Genomic DNA, 17,914 nt, shown 5'->3' with positions numbered 1-17,914 from the left:
AAGCTACCTACCGCAGCGCGGCCTTGATGTTGGCCACGGTGACGCCTTGCCATTTCACCAGCGGCACGCCCATGCCGATGACGGCCGCCGCAAACGTCGCTCCAAGGCGCAGCGGCAAGGCCGCGTCGGCAAGCAAATAGTGCGCGCCAAGCCCAGCCGCGACGCCAACGCCACAAGACAGCAAGATGCCGGCGTTGCGCCAGAACACCACGCGCCACGAGATGTTGGCCACCCTCGACAAGATGACGCCCAGGAGCAAAAACGCCAGCGGATAGCACGCGACCCACGCCCACGCGACCACGAGGAAGTCATCAGGCCCAGCGTGGCTAAGCAACTGTGCAAACCCGACAAAGCCGCTCGTCAGCAGCACCGCAGCCGTTACCATATACGTCAACGTCAGGCCGGGGCGCCCCAGCCCATCGAGCACCGGCGGCCCCAAGAACGCTACCGCACGCATGAGCCCCACGATGCATAGAATTTTCACCGCCTCAGCCACGATGTGCAGCTGCGCGGCCGTCCACTTGTCGTTGGTGAGCAGCAAGAAATCCTCGGCGATGCAAAATAGCACCACGAGAAATGGCAGCACGGTGATGAGATTGAGCCTGACAAAATGCCCGAGCTGCGCCGAGACCGACTCGGGGTGGCGTCGCAAGCGCGCGAACGTCGGCAGCGCCACATCTGACACCACGTTTGCCAGGCTGCGCACCGGCTCGAGCACCATCGTGTACGCGAGCTGATACATGCCGAGCGCCGCATTGCCAAAATACGCCTTGACCACGAGATAATCGAGATTGGTGTAGGTGTAGTACAGCACCTGGCTGCCGGTGTTGCGCAGGCCAAAGCGAATGTAGTCGGCGACCAGCCGCGGGCGAAACACGCGCAAGGGGCGAAATGGATGCATCACCTGTGCATGCACCGATATGACGACGACGCGCACGAGCGCCGCCAGCGTTGCACACCAAATGGTCGCGCCGAACGCGGCGAAGATGGGCCGCGAAATTGACTCCGCCAGATGCGCCACAATGCGCATCCGCGCGACGTCGTTAAACCGCATCTCTTTGCGCAGCAGCGCGATCGGCATTTGATAGGCATTTTGCAGCACGAGCTTGCCCCCATAGGCGATGATGAGCCCCGCGAGCACCGGCTCACCAAAGGCGCGGGCATACAGCGGACCGCCAACCAGCGTGACGCCAAAGAGCCCGAGCGAAACCATGACGTTAAACCAAAATACGGTCGAGAGTTTTTCCGGCGTGTGGTCGTCGCGTTGGATCACGGCGCTGGCGACGCCACTGTCAGCGAGCGCATCGAGCACGGGGTAAAACAGCATCGCGCTCATCGCGATGCCCCAATGCTCGGCCGACACAAACAGCGCCAACGTCACCAAGATCGAGATAAAATCGGCGATGCCGATGATCGCCTGCGCCGCCCCGGTCCACGCGACGCCGCGATTGATCTTCTTGCGCAGGGTGCCGTCGAGCATGCGGAAATATGGTGGATAGCGCCTGCGCCAAGGCGGCGCTATCGCCACGGGCGGCAAAATGTGACTTGCGCCTTTACCACAGTGCTTTACAGTGGCCTACATGAACCCCAACTACGGCATTATCATGTGGATCATCGTCGGCGGCCTCGGCGGATGGCTGGCAGGGCGTTTCATGGGCACCGCCAAAGAGCACTCCACCCTGGGCAACATCGCGCTCGGCATTGTCGGCGCCATCCTCGGTGGGTTCATCGCCCGCTCGCTGTTAGGCGACTCACCGTCCAACAACGGCTTCATCGCCAGCACCGCCGTCGCGACGCTGGGCGCCTGTCTGGTGATCTGGCTGCGTCGGCTCTTTGAAGGCAAACGGGCAAAAAACTAAATACAAGTAGAGGTTTACGTCGCCGCGGCACGGGGCGTATCCTTAGTTTGCGTGGAATGGATCGTGCCGCTCTCCATGTTCGGCGTCGCCATCGCGGTGATGGCGTTTTTTGGCAAACGCCACGCCACGGCTAGCGCCTCCAAGGCGCGTGCGGCAGGTCGCGCCGCGGCACCCGGCCAAAAGCCTGCGCCGGCCATCCTCGTTCACGACATCAACGATGACCGCTGCACCGGCTGCGACGCCTGCGTCGCGGTATGCCCGACCAACGTGCTCGACCTCATCAACAACAAGAGCCGCGTCTTGCGCTTTGCCGATTGCATCCAATGCGAGGCTTGCATGTGGGCCTGCCCCACCGACGCCTTGGTCATGCACCCCGAAGGCAGCCAGCCGCCACCGCTTAAGGTGCCTGATATCGATCAAAATTTTCAGACCCGCGTACCCGGGCAGTATCTCATCGGCGAAGTTGCCGGCAAGCCGCTGGTAAAGAGCGCGGCCAATCTGGGGCGCGGCGTGATCGAACACGCCCTCGGCAATGGGCTGGTGCCGCTGCGCAACCCAAGCGCCACACACGTCGACGTCGCCATTGTTGGCGCAGGCCCAGGCGGCCTCTCCGCGGCGCTCACCTGCCTGCAGCGCGGCCTATCGTACGTGCTGCTCGACAAGGAGCATGGCCTCGCGAGCACGATCGCGCGCTACCCCAAGGGGAAATTCGTGATGGCGGAGCCGTATGACCTGGTCAACCTCTCGCTATTGCCGGTGTTTGATTCTAGCAAGGAGCAGCTCATTGCCACATGGCGAGAGCTCATTCGCACGGTCGGCCTGCGCGTAAACCTCAGCGAATCGGTCGAAACGATCGCACGGCGCAGCGACGGCCATTTCGACGTTAAGAGCGGTGCCGCGGCGTATCGCGCGCAACGCGTCGTGATCGCCTCGGGCACGCGCGGCAAGCCGCGAACGTTGGGCGTACCGGGCGAGAGCCTGCCCAAGATTCATACCCTGCTCGATGACCCAGACGCCTTCCGCGGCCGCGCGGTCCTAGTCGTGGGCGGCGGCGATAGCGCGGTCGAGGCGGCCATGGCGCTGGCCGACGCCGGTGCCGTGGTCAACATCTCCTACCGCGGCAAGTCGTTTAATCGCGCCCAGGCCAAGAACCGCCAGAGCATCGAAAGCTATGCGGCGCAGGCCAAGCTCAAGGTGCGCTTTGGCAGCAACGTCGTCGAATTCGCCGACGACAGCGTTACGCTGCAGCTCGCCGATGGCGCGCAAAAACGCTATCGCAACGACGCCGCGTTCGTGTTGATCGGCAGCGATCCGCCCATAGCCTGGCTCGAAAAATTTGGCGTGCGGTTTGTCGAGAAGCCTCACCAATTTACGCTCGGCAAGACTGATGAGTTTGTCCTGCGCGTCCTGCCAACCGCCTCGGCATGCGCCGAAGCGGCCAGCGAGGCGGCCGCCGCCATCGTCAGCCAGAGGTCGCGCACCGAGGTAAGTTTTGTCGCGCCCTTGCCGCCGCAAACCGGCGCCAAGCATGCGTGGCGCCGCGCGACGTCCATGTTCAGCGCGCCGCTGCCCGCCGTGCCAGCGTCACGGCGCGCCATGACGCTGTCTGAATTTGCCGCGCAGCAAAAACGCGGGCCGCATTCGGGTCGAGGCCGGCGCGACGAGCTGCCGGCCAAGGAGCGCGCGCGCCAGCTGCGCTCGCTGCGCGACGAGGGCGCCAGGCTGGCCGACGAGGACTCGAAGCTTATCGAGTTGCCGGCATGGGAGCGCAACACGACCGAAGATGAACGCCACGACGACGGGGCGATCGTGGTTGGCCTTGGTCGCGCCAACTTGCGGCGCGGCCCGGATCCAAACGACGACCCAAGCGTGGTCGCACCGCCCCCCGCCCCGCCGGCGGCCAAAGGCCCGCCGCCGCCGCCTCGGCGCACGCAACCGCCACAATCGCCGACTGCGAAATCGCGCGAGCAGGCAATTGCCATGCTCGGTGAGGGGCTGCCAACCGAAGCCAGCCGCAGCGGTGGCCTGCGCCCAGCGCCACGCCCATCGGCCGCTATGCCAGCGGCGCCACCCGATCGCGCCAACTCGCAAAATCCGCCGGGCAAGAGCATCGACGACGTCGATTTCGACCTCGACTAGACAAGATGGTTGGAAGGCCGACCATCTTGTCTAGCCTGCGCCCTGGATAGCGTTTTTGCACCGAACCCGACACTACGGGTTGCGTTCGCTGTCAGAGGGGTCTGATAGCCAGGAAGGGAGATCGACACCTTCCGACTAAGGAAATATCCATGGCAAAGAAACAAACCCGTCGCAGCATTAGTGTTAGCCGTTCCACCTACGAGCGCCTAAAAAGCTTCTGTGAAACCAGCGGCATCTCCATGAGCCAATTCGTGGAAACACGCGTCGGCGACTACCTCGGCGCCAGCGATGGCAGCGAAATGCCGGTCGTGGCGGTCAAGCCCGTGGTCGAAAAAATGCAAGAGGCGCCAGCACCGCGCCAGGCCGCACCAATGACCTCGGCGGCTGCGCGCTATGCGGTCGATCCGCCGCTGCCCATCATCAAACCAAAGTACGAAGCCGAGCCGCCCAAGGCACCTAAAGAGCCGACGGCGCGCGAAATCTTTACGTTCTAGTTAAGTTGCCTGGCTTTACGCCTAGGTGCGAGTCCTTACCGTTACCTTACAACCGCGGCGAGGCTGAGTGTGGCAAACTTAAGCCGTGCATCTGCTGGTTGTCGAAGACGAGAAAAACTTACGCGAGGGCATCGTCGACTTGTTGGCCGGCGATGGTCATTCGGTAGTCGCCGAGGCCAACGGCACCGCAGGCTTGCAGACCGCGCTTAGCGGCGCGTTTGATGTCGTGGTGCTCGATGTCATGTTGCCGGGGATGGACGGCTTTGCCATCTGCCGGGCGCTGCGCGCCGCCAAGCCCGGGCTACCCATCTTGATGCTGACGGCCCGCGGCGCCGACGACGACAAGGCGAGGGGGTTTGGCGATGGCGCCGACGACTATGTGACCAAGCCCTTTTCGGCCCGCGAGCTGGTGTTTCGCGTGCGTGCGCTCGGCCGCCGCGTCACTCACGATGATGCCCGCATAATGTGTGGCACCTGGGAATTTGATTTAGGTGCGCTCGTGGCCAGGCAAGGCGCGCGCACGGTACAGCTCACGCCAAAAGAGGTGGGCGTGATTCGCCTCCTTCATCGGCATCGCGAGCGCGTGGTCTCGCGCGCGGAGCTGCTTGAGCAGGTGTGGGCGCTACCAGGCGATTTAGACACGCGGGCCATCGACATGGCAATTTCGCAGCTCCGCAAAAAGCTCGAAGCCGATCCCAAGCAGCCTGCCATTATCGTATCCGTCAAGGGCGCTGGGTATCGCTGGGGTGCGGGGTGAACCGGCGCGCCGGCCACAAGACTCTGCTCACCGTGCTCGCGGTCGGCGGCTTGCTCGCGTGCATGGTCACGTGGTGGGCGAGGTCAGAATACGCCTCGCTGCGCGCGCAACGGCAACGCAACTTGGACGCCTTGGTCGCTGAGGCCAATGCCTCGCTCCGCGAGTCCGCGACCTCGCTGCGGCGCTTGCTCGATGAACTGGTGCTGGAGCAAGGCGCCGTTCCATTTTACCAATACAACAATTTGTATGCCGACCCGCAGAGCAGCGTCGCCTCCAGCGTAACGCCATCGCCGCTGGCGCAAGGTCCCACCTCGGCATTTGTCGTCGCCCACTTTCAAATCGACGAGGCCGGTGACATCTCGATGCCGACGCTAAATAGCAAGGAGGCATCGCTGAGCAACCCGCTTTTGGCTAGCGCACATATCGCCTTGCGCGAGCAATTGAGACCGCACGTAAAGACCTTAGGGGTGCCGCCGCCGTCGACGAAAATCGCCGTGCGCGCGCGACCGAATCGGCGACGTATCGTCCCGCCTGCGCCGGTCGAGGCCCCAGCCGCAGCCCCCCCCGCAATCCAACCGGCTATCGCGAATGCGCCGACCACAAATTCATACATGGCGTCGGCGCTGGTCGCTCAGAATGCGCTCCCGACCAAGGTCAACAACTCGCCGAGCGATGAAGAATTTTTGGCGAGGCTATTTGAGCCGCAGCAACGACAACAACAATATCAACTGCCGGTCGAAACCGTAGACAACACCGCGAACGCCACCGATGTCTATCTGGAGCAACGAAAGTCACCTCCACCCCGTGACCAGCCTTCAACCGTAACGGTTATCGTCGACCCTTTCGAATGGACCGCGGTATCGCTTGACGGGAAAGCGTTGCCATCCTTGGTCGCGGTGCGATCGGTAACCATCCCAAGCGGCAACCTGCGTCAAGGGTTTGTGGTGAACCAGGCAACCATCGCGGCGTTTCTCGCCAGCGAGCCATTCTCGCCAACCCTGGACGTGGATGCCGCGTCCTCGCAGGCGGCGGTGTCGCAGCAACTCGACCTCGGCAATGCGCGCCCCGAGCTCGCGGGGTGGGGCCTAGGACTACCGCTAGTGCCTGGCGTGGCAGGCGTTGCGGCTGGCCACGCGGGTCGGCTGCGCGCGATGGGCTGGCAAGTGCTTGCCGTCGCCTTGCTCGCGGCGGCTGCAGCCTTGCTTGCTGGCTTTTTTGTTTGGCAGTCCGAGCGACTGGCGCAGCAACGGTCTCAGTTCGCGGCCACCGCGGCGCATGAATTGCGGACGCCCTTGGCGAGCTTGCAGCTCCATGGCGATTTGCTGGCGCAGGGCCTAGGCAATCCGCAGAAGGCCGCGCTTTATGCGCAGCGGGTCTCGGAGGAAGCCAGCCGCTTAGGGCGCGTGGTAGCCAATGTGCTCGGCTACGCGCAACTCGAAAAAAATTCGCTGGCGACAAAGCCGCGACTGGATGACATTGCGCTGGCGGTATCACTGGTGGCCGACCGCCAACGCGAAATGCTCGCGCACAGCGGCATGGCCTTGCATCTAACGGCTCCACCAAACCTAACGGCGTGGTTTGACCGCGATGCGCTCGATCGCGTGCTGACTAATCTCATCGACAATGCCGAGAAATACACCCGCAATACCGCCGATCGCGCGGTCTGGATCGATGTCACCGGCGACACAAGCAACGCACAAATTGCCGTTCGCGACAACGGTCCGGGCATGCCGCAGAGCTATCTTGCGCGGCTGTTTAAGCCATTCTTGCGCGGCACCAACGATGGGCCCGCTGGCCTTGGGCTGGGCCTGGCGCTTTCACGCGCGCTATGCCGCGACATGAATGGCGAGCTTGCGTACAGCAAGGCCGTACCGACCGGTGCACAGTTTACGGTTTCGCTGGCGTCACTATCGCCAATTCGTACGCGACGTTAATTAGTAGGCGACGCGCCGACCGAAACCGGATCGCAGGCGACAACCACGCGGCTGCACGGATCGCTGCGCGACGTCGTACCAGCCGGGCACTTCACATCGTTTAGATCATTGCGGCTGGCGCCAATGGGCGTCTCTGGCTGCTTGCACGCCAATGAGCCAACAAAACCGCCATCCCAACACCATCCCGCTGGACACTCGCTGACGGAGGCGTCGGCCGGTGTCCATGGGCATCGCTCGCGCGTCGTGGCAGCCGGAGGGCAGGCCCGCAGCCCATTGCCGCTACTGCCCACCGTGGTCGCCGGCGACACCGTAGCGGTATGTGGCACGCCTATCGTTACCGGCAGCGTGCCCGACGCGGGCAGCGGCGCGTTGCCCATTTGTTGCAGACATCCAGCGACATGCTTGCCGTCGAGCAGGTGCTCGCCCTGAACGTAGCCAGCCCACGGGTCGCTTGGCAGCTTGGTTATTACGCGCTCAACAAGATTTCCCATTTCGGTCACCGAAGCACCAAGAAAAATCTGCCCCACGGCGCCGATCCAGTAGTAGTAATGCGAGCCACCGTTATGCAGCGCCGTGCTCGCAGCGGGCAGCTGTGCGAAGGCACTCGATCCGGGCGCAAACGCGGCGAGGAGCACCGCCTGATCGACAAGCCCGGCGCGCCCACCTCGCAGCTGATAAAACGATACGCCCGCATCGACCGATGATGCGCCGATTAGATCGCGAAACACCGGCATCATGACATCCGTCGGCGGATGTCCGTAATGTCCAGCCGTCGCCGCATCGTAGCCACAATTTGGATTTACGTCTGGACATGGCTGCCCGCGCACATCCACCAAATCGCCGACCCACTTGTCTGGCCGTGCCATTGCGCGGACCACGTTATGCGCCGTCACAATGGCCGTCGCAATATTTGCGCGTCCATTAGGTTCGCGCACGGAGGCCAGCGAATAATGGAGAATTTGCGCGGGGGTCAGCGGCGCGCCGCCGCGAACAATATGTTCTTTAATCAGGCGATAGAGGCCGACTTCAAAGCCGGTTCGAATAGGCTTAACCGGTTGATCGGCACCGGTTGCGAGGCTGCTAGTCGCCCCACCATCTTCGGCATAGAGATAGCTGCCAAGGTACGCGCTCGTCTGCTCGTTGGGTGGCACGCCTGCCGCTGCCCAAAAGGCCGGGACGTCGAGATAGGTCGTGTACGTGCCGCGAACCACCTCAAAGAGGACTCCGGCGAGCTGGTCGCGACAACCTCGCATCTCGTCGTGTTGAGTCGGTGCCAACAACTGTGCGGGTGGCGGCTCATACGGCATGATCATTACTTGTGGACCTGCAGGCGTCGTGGTTGCATCTTTAGTTGCCGCGTGCTCGGTCGCCGGTGGGCCTGCGGCTACCCGTGAATTTTGCGGCGAGCCACTGTCGCCGGTTGGGCCTCCGATCCAACCCTGATGTAGCGCCACGGCCAGGGCGCCGCTGACGATGGCGGCGCAACTCGCCACAACTGCTAGCGCGCGCCACTGAGACAAAGTCATACTCATGGCCCGATGATGGGGCAGGCGTTGGCTAGCGCGCAAGCCTTACAGAGGCCTTACACGCGCGCGCCCCGCAAGGCCGTAGCATGAAGACATGCGATACACTCCACTTGCCTTTATTCTACTAGCTACGATGGCCATAGCCTCAACGCCGCCGATCGCCATGACACCGACAAAGACGCCAGCGCAGGCCCGAACGCCGCAATTGCACGCCACGCTGGTGGCGGCGTATGAGACAGAAACAAACTCGCTCGCGCGCTCGCTGCTCGAAGCCAGCATCGATGCGGCCGGCGGCCAGCGCTATGGATATATCTCGGCGCTCTATTGGTACACCGACCTTGCCGAGGCGCAGGCGGCCGCCACGGCCCAGCGCAAACCCATTCTCAGCGTGCGGCTGCTCGGCAACCTCACCGAGGAGCTAACCTGCGCCAACAGCCGCTTTTTCCGCGTGATGTATTATGCCAACGCAGAAATTAGCGCTTACCTGCGCGACAACTACGTCCTGCATTGGTCTAGCGAGCGCCCCGTGCCCAAGGTGACCATCGATTTTGGCGATGGCCGCGTGATCAAAACCACCGTCACCGGCAACAGCATTCACTATGTGCTCGACGAGCAGGGGCGCGTCGTCGATTACCTGCCCAGCCTGCAGGCGCCGATGCGATTTTTGGCGCAAGTGCGCGCGGCCAAGGCGGCGTGGCAAGGCGTGGCCGGCAAGCCCGAGGCAGCGCGTACGGCCGCGCTGCTGGCATTTCACGACGGCCTGCGCGCTGCGCGCGCCGACGCGCAGCGGTTCAGTGAGTTACAGCTGCTTAAAGAACAAATCGATGCGCAGGGGCTCGCAATTTCTAAGGTGGCTAGCGAGTTCAGCGTGACCCGTCAGATCTTGCCGCGCTTTACGTTTGCCGATCCCACGCGTCGTTGGCGACATGGCGGCCCTCAATCGCGAAATCTATGACAACGTCTTTCTCACCCGCGGCGACGACCCGTGGCTCAACATGGGTGCCTTGGGCGCATTTGACGCCTTGCCCCACCCGAACTAGGAGGCTCGCCGCTCAGGCGCAGTATCCGACGCCAGGCTGCAAGGCGGCGACCATCGCGGCCTCGCGCGAGCCAGGGGCGGGCGCGGCGTTGTAGTCCCATCGCGCCAGCGGCGGCATCGACATCAAAATCGATTCGGTGCGGCCGTTGGTCTTGAGGCCAAACACGGTGCCGCGGTCGTAGACAAGGTTAAACTCGGCATAGCGGCCGCGGCGCAGCAGTTGCCAATGGCGCTCCGGCTCGCCCCACGGCTCGTCGCGACGACGCAGGGCGATGGGCGCGTAGGCCGGCACGAAGGCGCGGCCGGCTGTCTGCACGAAGGCAAAGACTTGCGCCAGGTCGGGCTCCTCCAGGTAGTCAAAGAATATGCCACCGACGCCGCGCATTTCGCCGCGATGAGGAATGTAGAAATACTCGTCGCACCAGGTCTTAAAGCGCTCATAGTCGCCAATGCCCGGGTGCCCATCGCAGGCGTCCTTAAGGGTTTGGTGAAAATGCCGAACGTCCTCGTCAAACAAGTACGACGGCGTAAGGTCGGCACCACCGCCAAACCACATGCGCGCCCCCTTTTGCAACAGGCGAAAATTGGCATGGGTCGTTGGCACCATCGGCGAATGCGGGTGCAAAACCAACGACACCCCCGTCGCCCGAAACGACGTGCCGTCGCCCGGCAGCTTGGCGGCGTAGTCCGCGGGCAGCTCGCCCGCAACGCTCGACCAGCCCACACCCGCCTTCTCGAACATGGCGCCGCCCGAGAGGATGCGCGAATAGCCTCCACCACCGCCCGGGCGTTGCCACGCGTCCTCGATAAATTTTGCCCCGCCGTCTAGCGCCTCGAGCGCGCTGCAAATCTCGCCCTGCAGGGCGCGAAACCACGCGGCGGCGCGATCAAACATGTCGCCACCAGACGCCGCCTCGACATGTGTGGGCAAGGGCGATGTGGGCGTTTCCGACATGGCCGCCATGCTACCACCGCTGCCACATAAGCCTCTCGCAATCATCACAAACAAGCGCGACGCGCGCGGGCCAGCTCCACCGTTTCCGTGTAACATTATCAAGCGTTTAGATCTTATGTGGGCAGCGGTTCGACTCATTCGCGCGATGCGCGTGTTCTCGGTGATTTTCCTCAGTTATCTGTGGCAAGCATCGTGGGCGAGACTGCATCCAACGCGTTTTGCGACCGAGGCGCGCTGGAACGGCGTGCATCGCCGCAACGCCAAGCGCATGTACCATGGCTTTGTCAGCCTGCGCGGCGTCTACATCAAGCTCGGACAGATCTTGTCGATCATGGGCACGTTCTTGCCCAAGGCGTACACCGAGGAGCTCGAGGGCTTGCAAGACGAGGTGCCGCACCGCCCGTATCACGAGATCGAGGGCGCCTTCGTCCGAGCCTTTGGCAAGAAACCGCTTGAGGTATTCGCGACGTTTAAGGAAACGCCGATCGCCGCAGCCTCGCTGGGACAGGTCCACGAGGCCACCGATCATGAAGGCCGGCGGCTCGCGGTCAAGGTGCTCTATCCTAACGTCGCCACCATCATCAAAATCGACCTTAAGGTCCTTGGGTGGGCGCTCGAAGTCTACGGCTCGTTCGTGCAGCTGCAGCAAATCGAGCGCGTTCACGAACAGCTAACCGACATGCTCGGCCGCGAAACCAACTTGGCGCATGAGGCCAAGTGTATCGCGCGGATGGCCGCAAATTTTGCCGACGACCCCGACGTCCTCTTTCCCGAGGTGGTGCAGGAGTGGACCTGCCCCACCATCCTCACCATGAGCTTCATGGATGGCGTCAAGATCAGCAAGAAAGAGGCCTTGCTGGGCCTGCAGCTCGACAACAGCGCGGTCGCCACCAAGCTGACCCAGCTGTTCTACAAGCAGGTCTTCGCCGATCGCTTTTTTCATGCCGACCCCCATCCGGGGAATTTTTTCGTGCAGCGCGGCCCGGACGGCCAGGTCCGCATCGTCATCCTCGACCTCGGCTCGGCGAGCGACGTCCACGAAGAGCTCGCCGAAGGCATGCTCGACATCTTGCAAGGCATCATGACGCGCACCGATGCGCTCATTGTCCGTGGCATCGACAAGATGGGCTTTGTCGCCGAAAACGGCGATCGCGAGCTGCTGGAGCGCACGGTCAAGAAGTATTTCGAAAAGCTGCTCAATCTCAACATCACGGACTTTGGCAACATTCGGCCACAGATGAGCGGCAAGCTGCAGGGCTTTGAGATGAAGCGCGACGAGCTGCGCGAGCTCATGCAGTCGATCCAATACCCTGTGGGGTGGTTCTACATCGAGCGCGCCGTGGTCATCATGTTCGGCCTTTGCTCGCAGCTTGCGCCCAAGCTCAACATGGTGCAGGCCGGGCTGCCTTACATCATGAAATTTATCGCCGAGCAGCGGGTCAAGCGCGCCGCTGAGGCCGCCGAGGCCGCCGCCGCCCTCATCGCCACAAACGAAGCCCCGCCGGCCGCAAAATAAAAGCTCCCAAAATTCATAAAACAGAACGCAGTGGGTGGAGGCGGACACGCTAGGGGGTGTCCCTAGTTTTTGAGCGTGGCCCATGCGTGATTTGCCATGGCGCGAAGTGCTTGTCCGATATGTGGGCCGCGCAAGCGGACCGGCAGGTGAGCGCACATGTCTTCCTGCTCGCAGATAGCACCCCTCCCGGGCGCTGCGAGACCGCTGTGGTATCCACATCCCTCGGTGCTAGTCCACCGCCCTGCAATCTATGCTCGCGGAAGAAACGTGCGCCACCTGCCGGTAGGTGGCCCACGCAGGCGATGCGCGGCCTAGGTTAGCCACCTCCAGGCACAGGCGAGTTCGACCAGCGCGAGGTAGTTACGGGCGGATTTCTCGTAGCGGCTGGCGACGGCACGAAACCGCTTAAGGCCGTGAAAACGGCATTCGACGAGGTACCGACTGGCGTAGGCGTGGCGATCAAGTCGACGCCGCCGCGTGCGTACCGGGGCGCGGCAATCACGGGCCGCATGTCCTGCGCTCTGACTTCAGCGACGAACGCGTCGGAGTCGTAGCCCGTGTCGCCGAGGAGCGCTGCGCCCTGAGCATAGTCGAGCAGCTCCATGGCGGCGGTCATTTCGTGGCGCTGGCCGGGCGGAGCGTGACGTGGAGCGGCCGGCCCCCGCCGTCGGTGATCGCGTGGATCTTGGTGGAGAAGCCGCCTCGACTACGACCCAAACAGTTGAATTCCGGCCCCCTTTTCCACCCGGCATCTTGGTGGGCGCGGACGTTACCGCCAACAATCAGATCCGGGATTTATCGACACGAACCTGCAGCGCCTTAAAGATGAGTTTCCAATAACCGCGCTTAGACCAGTTGTTGAAGCGATTGTAGACGCTTTTCCACGGCCCGAAGCGCTCGGGCAGATCACGCCACGGCAGGCCTGTCTTGGCGCGAAAGAGCACCGCATCTACGAACTGTCGGTCGCCGATTTTGGCGCTTGGCCCACGCTGCTGCTTGGGTATGACCGCGACCAAGCGCGCCCACTGCTCGTCTGTTAAAGCATGCCGTCGCATGCCTTGGTTGGATCACATGCTCGGTAGCGCGGACAAGCCGCGCCACATGCTTTCACGTAACCGATCGAAATGATCGAGGTTTCCGCATGCAAAAACTAGGGACGCCCCCTAGTGTCCGAATGCTGGAAGCGTACGATTGTGTTTCGTCAGCGCAAGGTCGCGCTATCCCATGGACGAGGCTCGCGAAGCCGTACACCGAAAGGTCCCCACTCAATGCGGTCTGTTTAGCGGCTACGGCAGCCCGCGCACCATGCGCAGGGCGCGCTCGCCGCTGCTGTATTGGTCGGCGTCCACCCGGGCAAAATCAAAACGGTGCCGCAAATATAGGCGATGCCCCGCCGTGTTGGATTCAGCGACGGTAAGGCGCAGCTCCGAAATCCCGCGTTTGGGCCCCACCACCCCGGCCATGCGCACCACATAGTTCAATAAATCCGTCCCGATGCCCTTTTTCTGAAACTCCGGCAGCACCACCAGCGCGAGCAAATCCGCCACAGGCGTCTCGGCCTCGAGGTAAAAACCCAGCATCGCGAAACCTCGCCGTTCCTCGTCGGCCTCGTCAAAATCGACCCATGCCAGGATGCCAGGCGCATCGAGCCAGGACGCCAAGACCGCGTGATAGTCGCCCAAATCGCGGAAGACCAGCTCGCCAGCGGCGATCATCCACGCACGGTCAGTGGGCTCGGCCCGGCGAATCACATCGGCAGCTTACCGCAACCACGCTTGCATTTTTACTGATTGCTTCGCTACTTGCGGCGATGGTTGCCCTACGCCGAGCCGAGCATGACACTTTGACCTACCGCAGGCACCGATGTAGATGTCGCGCGCGCCGTCGGTTTAGGCGCGCCATTGCCGAGATAATCGCGGAGCTCGAGCAGCGAAGCGTCCACCGGCGCGTGCTGCAATTCGCGCAACGTGAACAAGCCTGGCGCCGTCCGCACAAATAGCGAGGCGTCGCCGAGGCGCTTAATGTGCACCGACAAATCCCGTGCGACCACGGTATCCGGTGTCTTAGATCGCGACGGCAAGCGCGAGCCTGCAAGCGCCACGATATCGCGCGCGGTCAGCGGGACGCCTGCCTCGCGCAACACAACTTCGACAATCGCCAAGGTGCTCATGCTTGAAGTTGTACATATGCAATGTCGAGCCGCGGTTTGCAACCGATTTCACCGCTTGAGCGCGCAAATTTGCGCGATGCGACGGCGCGGCGATTATTGCAATGAAACTATAATGGTCGGTTCAAACGGATGCCGGCTTTCTCCGCCATCCTTAGCCGTCACGCCGTGGAAGTGGCTAGCGCGCTGGTCATCTCCAGCGCTGGCGCCCGGCATCGCCGTCTCGCTGCCGGCGGCCAGCACGCGGTGAATCCGCGTATGTTCCTCAAAATCCATATCGCCGGCATCGCCCTCTAGGTCCGTAATCACCTCGATGACCAGCTCGTCGTCGATGAGTTCGTAGCTCTCGGCGCGCACGTCGCGCCGCTCGCCAACTCGCCGCTCAAAGCGGAAAACCCGCGTGTCGGGGCGTTCGGCGCGGCGGTCCTTAGCCCGACGCTCGCGGCCAAGCGCCTCGCGCAGCGCCTCGATGTTCGCCGGCATCTCCAGCAGCGCGTACATCTGGCCGGCGCAGTTAAAGCACATCGGCCGCCAGGCGGTGTGGAATTCGACCATGCGCAGGACCTGACGCCGGCGCTCGTTGCAGCAGACGCAGCGCGCGCCATAGCCCACGGGCCGCGAATCCGCCCATTTTTCGTAGCAAGAAAAGCACCGCCCCCGCCGCAGCTCATTGACCTTGCCCCCACAAACCTCGCACGGCTGCGGGCCGGCCGCCGCCGCGGGCTTGTAGTATGGCTGTGGGTTCGAGGAATGAATGAAATCGTCCGCCATGGTACAAAACTGGCCTTAGGTGGCGCCGGGCGCAACTTTTTGGCATTTGGTGCAGTAGAATTTTTCTGATGCCGTCAATGCGCGCCCTGTCGCGTGCCCCATGGTCCGCCTCCAAGGTGGCCATGGCCCTGCGCTGCCCGCGGCTGTTTCACTTTAAGTACGTCGAAAAAGTCAAAGAGCTCGAGGTAATGCCCGAGGCCCGCATCGGCAAGGCGGTACATGCGGCGCTTGAAAACGCCTTGCAAGGCGTGCCGACGGCAGCGGCCATCAGCGAGGCCGGGGCCGTGCTGGAGGCCGAGGCCGAGCGCCGCCGTTTCGACGAACTCTGTGCCGGGGTGCAGCCGTTTGTCGAGCGCATCGCGACCTTTCGCCAGCAGCGCCGCGTGCAGCGCCAACTCGTGGAATATGCGCTGGCGATTCGCGAGGACGGCAGCGCGACCAAGTTCTACAGCGGCGACGCCTTTTATCGCGGCATCCTCGACGCGGGCTTTATCTTTGCCACCAGCGGCAGCGAAACCACCGTCGCGCTGGTCGATCACAAGACCGGCGTGCGTCCGATTGGCTCGACGCTAAACGATCAAATGGAAGGCTACGCCGTGCTCAGCGCGGCCACGTTCACCCAGGCCAGCACGTTTTGGCTTGGCGTGCATTGGCTGACCTCGCGCGCCGTCGAGTGGTCCCAGCCGGTTACCGCCGCCGAGGTGCAGCAACGCCTGGTGCCGCTGCTGCTCGACAACATCGAGGCCGCCGCGCTCGCCGTCGACGACGGTCCGCGCACCAATCCGAGTAGCTGGTGCGACCGGTGTAGCTACCGCGCCATCTGCCCCGCCGGCCAGGAAACCGCGTTCCACGAGGAATACGACGCCGACGAGGATTAAGGGCGTGTGCCCTCGGGTGTGCGCGCAACGATGAGATACGCATGTTCGGCGCGGCAACCGACGCCTGCCTGGCGTAGCGTGGCGCGCAACACGTCGCTGGGAGAGGTGTTTACGAAATTACCGGTGAAACGAAGGCCCGCGAGCTCCGTGGGCTGTGCGGTCATAACCAGCGCCCCATTGGTGAGCAACTTAATCAGCGAATCAAACGCGGCATCTGCGAAAGCTATAGTCCTTGGCGGCCCTGCAAGCAAACATTCGAAGACCGCCGCATCCTCAACCAACGCATACTGCAGGGTATCCGAGCGGGTTGCGCCTATGGCGTCCAGCACGTAGTCGAGCGCGTCGAGCGCGATGACGTTTCGAAAGTTCACGGAAATGGTGCCCGACATGTCCGCATTGACCAAGGTTGGGCCTATGACGTCGGCGAGAAGCTGGATGATGTCTTCAACCGGCGCATCCTGGAAGTTAAGGTCGACGGTGGCCGCGGCGCGTGGCTGAGGCGACGCTCCACGCTCGCCATGCGCCACTTCGGCCGCGGCGGTGGGTTCGTCGGCGGCAACGTCGTCAAATGCGCGCCCTGCGCCCAAAAACGGCGCTCCCGTGCGTTTCTGGCCACCCGCCGCTTCCGGGCTTGCCGGCGAAGTACCCCGGACTTCGCTCTGGTCCGACGCCGCCACCATGTCATCGCAAGCATTGCCGTCAGCCGAGGTAACCACATAGGCAGTGATTGGCACCGCGATGAGCGCCGCCGCGAGCGCGAGCTTCCACACCAGCGAGGCCATCGGCGCGGCGACGTTGGTGACGGCCTTGCGTTGTAACGTTGCCATCGCGGGCAAAGCTACGCCCGCGAACGCAACGTCGCCGGATGCTCGGACCGCCGATGCGCGCACCCGTTGCAGCCGCTTGCGCACGGCAACGTCAGAAATGCCTAGGACGTCGCCCAGCTCGCTGGCGCTGCACCCCGCAACGGCATGCAGCCACAGCAATTCTCGTTCTTCCTCGGGCAGCGCTTGCCATAAGCGACGCGCGGTTAGCTCCACGACCGGATCGTTTGTCGACGCCGCGGTCAACGCCAGGTCGCGGTCATCGCTGCCTTCGGCTCGCAGAATGTTGCTACGAACTCCTTGGCGGCGTTGGCGCCGCCGTTGGTTTTGCGCCATCAGCCAACAGGTTTTCAGCAACCACCTCTCTGGCGCAGGCAGCGCAAACACGGCCGCGCGCTGCTGCCACAACAGCGCGCATGCATCTTGCGCAAGGTCTTGCGCCGCGGCGGCATCGCGCACCACAGCGTACGCGATCTTCAGCAGCCGACGATACTCTGCGGTTACCAGCGCCTCGAAAACACGAGCCTCCGACGCACCGGAAACCATTTGTTCACTGGAATCACTCATTTCGACCGCCGCTTGTTGGTTCATATACGGCAATGTCGCCAGCCCCCCAAAACGTGACCAACAATAATTCCCCCTGCGGCCCGACTTGCAGATTCTGCAACAATTCAAAGAGTTACCATGTCGCGCCGGGCCGCAGGCCTTTTCATGGAGTCTCGGCCGGCGCAAAGACAAGCGACCAAAACGGTCAGCAGAAACTCAACCAGGGGCCGGAAATTGGCAACCAGGGTCCGGAAAATGGAAGAAGGTGGCACGACACGTTGCGTCTTTCACACTGGCCAAACCCATGTCGTGTTGCCGCCTGCGGTCTTTTTGCGCCGACTCGCCGCCAGGCTGCGCGCTGCCCTCGTGCGCCCCAAGCGGCGCAAGGCCACCAAGCCGACGCGCGGTTCCAACGAGCGCCGGCTGACTGCCAAAAAATCGCGCGTCGGCGTCAAGAGCGGCCGCCAGGAGCGTAGTCAAGACGACTGACCACGATGGCAATTCCTCGA

Annotated in this window: 17 protein-coding genes and 1 pseudogene; 9 read left to right on the top strand and 9 right to left on the bottom strand. The window is 63.0% G+C overall.

Annotated features, from left to right (window positions below; all coding sequences use genetic code 11):
* Positions 1-7: 7 nt before the first annotated feature.
* Positions 8-1,480 carry an oligosaccharide flippase family protein gene (locus IPL79_14990; protein MBK9072284.1) on the bottom strand — a complete coding sequence of 491 codons (1,473 nt, stop codon included), beginning with the start codon at positions 1,478-1,480 and terminating at the stop codon, positions 8-10.
* 100 nt (positions 1,481-1,580) lie between these two features.
* Between IPL79_14990 and IPL79_14985 the strand changes: the two genes are divergently transcribed.
* From IPL79_14985 to IPL79_14965, 5 genes are all read left to right on the top strand, one after another.
* Complete coding sequence (locus IPL79_14985; GenBank protein ID MBK9072283.1) at positions 1,581-1,859, top strand: GlsB/YeaQ/YmgE family stress response membrane protein; 279 nt, start codon at positions 1,581-1,583, stop codon at positions 1,857-1,859.
* A gap of 51 nt (positions 1,860-1,910) precedes the next feature.
* Complete coding sequence (locus tag IPL79_14980; protein MBK9072282.1) at positions 1,911-3,998, top strand: NAD(P)-binding domain-containing protein; 2,088 nt, start codon at positions 1,911-1,913, stop codon at positions 3,996-3,998.
* Between the two features lie 149 nt (positions 3,999-4,147).
* The gene (locus IPL79_14975; protein ID MBK9072281.1) at positions 4,148-4,492 is read left to right on the top strand and encodes a hypothetical protein; all 345 of its coding nucleotides are present in this window, start codon (positions 4,148-4,150) and stop codon (positions 4,490-4,492) included.
* An 85-nt stretch (positions 4,493-4,577) separates the two neighbouring features.
* Entirely contained in the window at positions 4,578-5,249 is a 672-nt protein-coding gene (locus tag IPL79_14970; protein ID MBK9072280.1) for a response regulator transcription factor, read from the top strand.
* Positions 5,246-7,183, top strand: a complete 1,938-nt coding sequence (locus tag IPL79_14965; protein MBK9072279.1) for a HAMP domain-containing histidine kinase — start codon at positions 5,246-5,248, stop codon at positions 7,181-7,183. Before IPL79_14970 ends, IPL79_14965 begins: the two co-directional genes overlap by 4 nt.
* Here the strand turns inward: IPL79_14965 and IPL79_14960 are convergent.
* The gene (locus IPL79_14960) at positions 7,180-8,715 is read right to left on the bottom strand and encodes a hypothetical protein (protein ID MBK9072278.1); all 1,536 of its coding nucleotides are present in this window, start codon (positions 8,713-8,715) and stop codon (positions 7,180-7,182) included. The two genes, IPL79_14965 and IPL79_14960, sit on opposite strands and share 4 nt — an antisense overlap.
* A 127-nt stretch (positions 8,716-8,842) precedes the next feature.
* Here IPL79_14960 and IPL79_14955 point away from each other — a divergent pair, with 127 nt between their 5' ends.
* The gene (locus tag IPL79_14955; GenBank protein MBK9072277.1) at positions 8,843-9,664 is read left to right on the top strand and encodes a hypothetical protein; all 822 of its coding nucleotides are present in this window, start codon (positions 8,843-8,845) and stop codon (positions 9,662-9,664) included.
* Positions 9,665-9,761: 97 nt separating this feature from the next.
* On the opposite strand, the gene hemF is transcribed toward IPL79_14955, so the two are convergent.
* On the bottom strand, positions 9,762-10,712 hold the full coding sequence (gene hemF, locus IPL79_14950) for an oxygen-dependent coproporphyrinogen oxidase (GenBank protein ID MBK9072276.1): 951 nt from the start codon (positions 10,710-10,712) through the stop codon (positions 9,762-9,764).
* Between the two features lie 106 nt (positions 10,713-10,818).
* Here hemF and IPL79_14945 point away from each other — a divergent pair, with 106 nt between their 5' ends.
* On the top strand, positions 10,819-12,219 hold the full coding sequence (locus IPL79_14945) for an AarF/ABC1/UbiB kinase family protein (protein ID MBK9072275.1): 1,401 nt from the start codon (positions 10,819-10,821) through the stop codon (positions 12,217-12,219).
* A gap of 311 nt (positions 12,220-12,530) precedes the next feature.
* Here the strand turns inward: IPL79_14945 and IPL79_14940 are convergent.
* The 5 genes and pseudogenes from IPL79_14940 to IPL79_14920 form a co-directional block, all read right to left on the bottom strand.
* Positions 12,531-12,701 (bottom strand): annotated as a pseudogene (locus tag IPL79_14940) (transposase).
* A 300-nt stretch (positions 12,702-13,001) separates the two neighbouring features.
* Positions 13,002-13,274 (bottom strand): transposase, encoded by a 273-nt coding sequence (locus tag IPL79_14935; protein MBK9072274.1) that lies wholly within the window; start codon positions 13,272-13,274, stop codon positions 13,002-13,004.
* Between the two features lie 231 nt (positions 13,275-13,505).
* Entirely contained in the window at positions 13,506-13,970 is a 465-nt protein-coding gene (locus IPL79_14930; protein ID MBK9072273.1) for a GNAT family N-acetyltransferase, read from the bottom strand.
* A 68-nt stretch (positions 13,971-14,038) separates the two neighbouring features.
* On the bottom strand, positions 14,039-14,389 hold the full coding sequence (locus tag IPL79_14925; GenBank protein MBK9072272.1) for a winged helix-turn-helix domain-containing protein: 351 nt from the start codon (positions 14,387-14,389) through the stop codon (positions 14,039-14,041).
* Between the two features lie 93 nt (positions 14,390-14,482).
* Entirely contained in the window at positions 14,483-15,157 is a 675-nt protein-coding gene (locus tag IPL79_14920; GenBank protein MBK9072271.1) for a hypothetical protein, read from the bottom strand.
* A 68-nt stretch (positions 15,158-15,225) separates the two neighbouring features.
* On the opposite strand from IPL79_14920, the gene IPL79_14915 reads away from it, so the two are divergent.
* The gene (locus IPL79_14915; GenBank protein ID MBK9072270.1) at positions 15,226-16,035 is read left to right on the top strand and encodes a PD-(D/E)XK nuclease family protein; all 810 of its coding nucleotides are present in this window, start codon (positions 15,226-15,228) and stop codon (positions 16,033-16,035) included.
* On the opposite strand, the gene IPL79_14910 is transcribed toward IPL79_14915, so the two are convergent.
* The gene (locus IPL79_14910; protein ID MBK9072269.1) at positions 16,032-17,450 is read right to left on the bottom strand and encodes a sigma-70 family RNA polymerase sigma factor; all 1,419 of its coding nucleotides are present in this window, start codon (positions 17,448-17,450) and stop codon (positions 16,032-16,034) included. The two genes, IPL79_14915 and IPL79_14910, sit on opposite strands and share 4 nt — an antisense overlap.
* Before the next feature lie 210 nt (positions 17,451-17,660).
* On the opposite strand from IPL79_14910, the gene IPL79_14905 reads away from it, so the two are divergent.
* Positions 17,661-17,894 (top strand): hypothetical protein, encoded by a 234-nt coding sequence (locus tag IPL79_14905; GenBank protein ID MBK9072268.1) that lies wholly within the window; start codon positions 17,661-17,663, stop codon positions 17,892-17,894.
* The last annotated feature ends 20 nt before the right edge of the window (positions 17,895-17,914 follow it).

Source organism: Myxococcales bacterium (assembly GCA_016716835.1).
Lineage (GTDB): Bacteria > Myxococcota_A > Polyangia > Haliangiales > Haliangiaceae > JADJUW01.
This window is presented reverse-complemented; position numbering and strand designations above follow the sequence as displayed.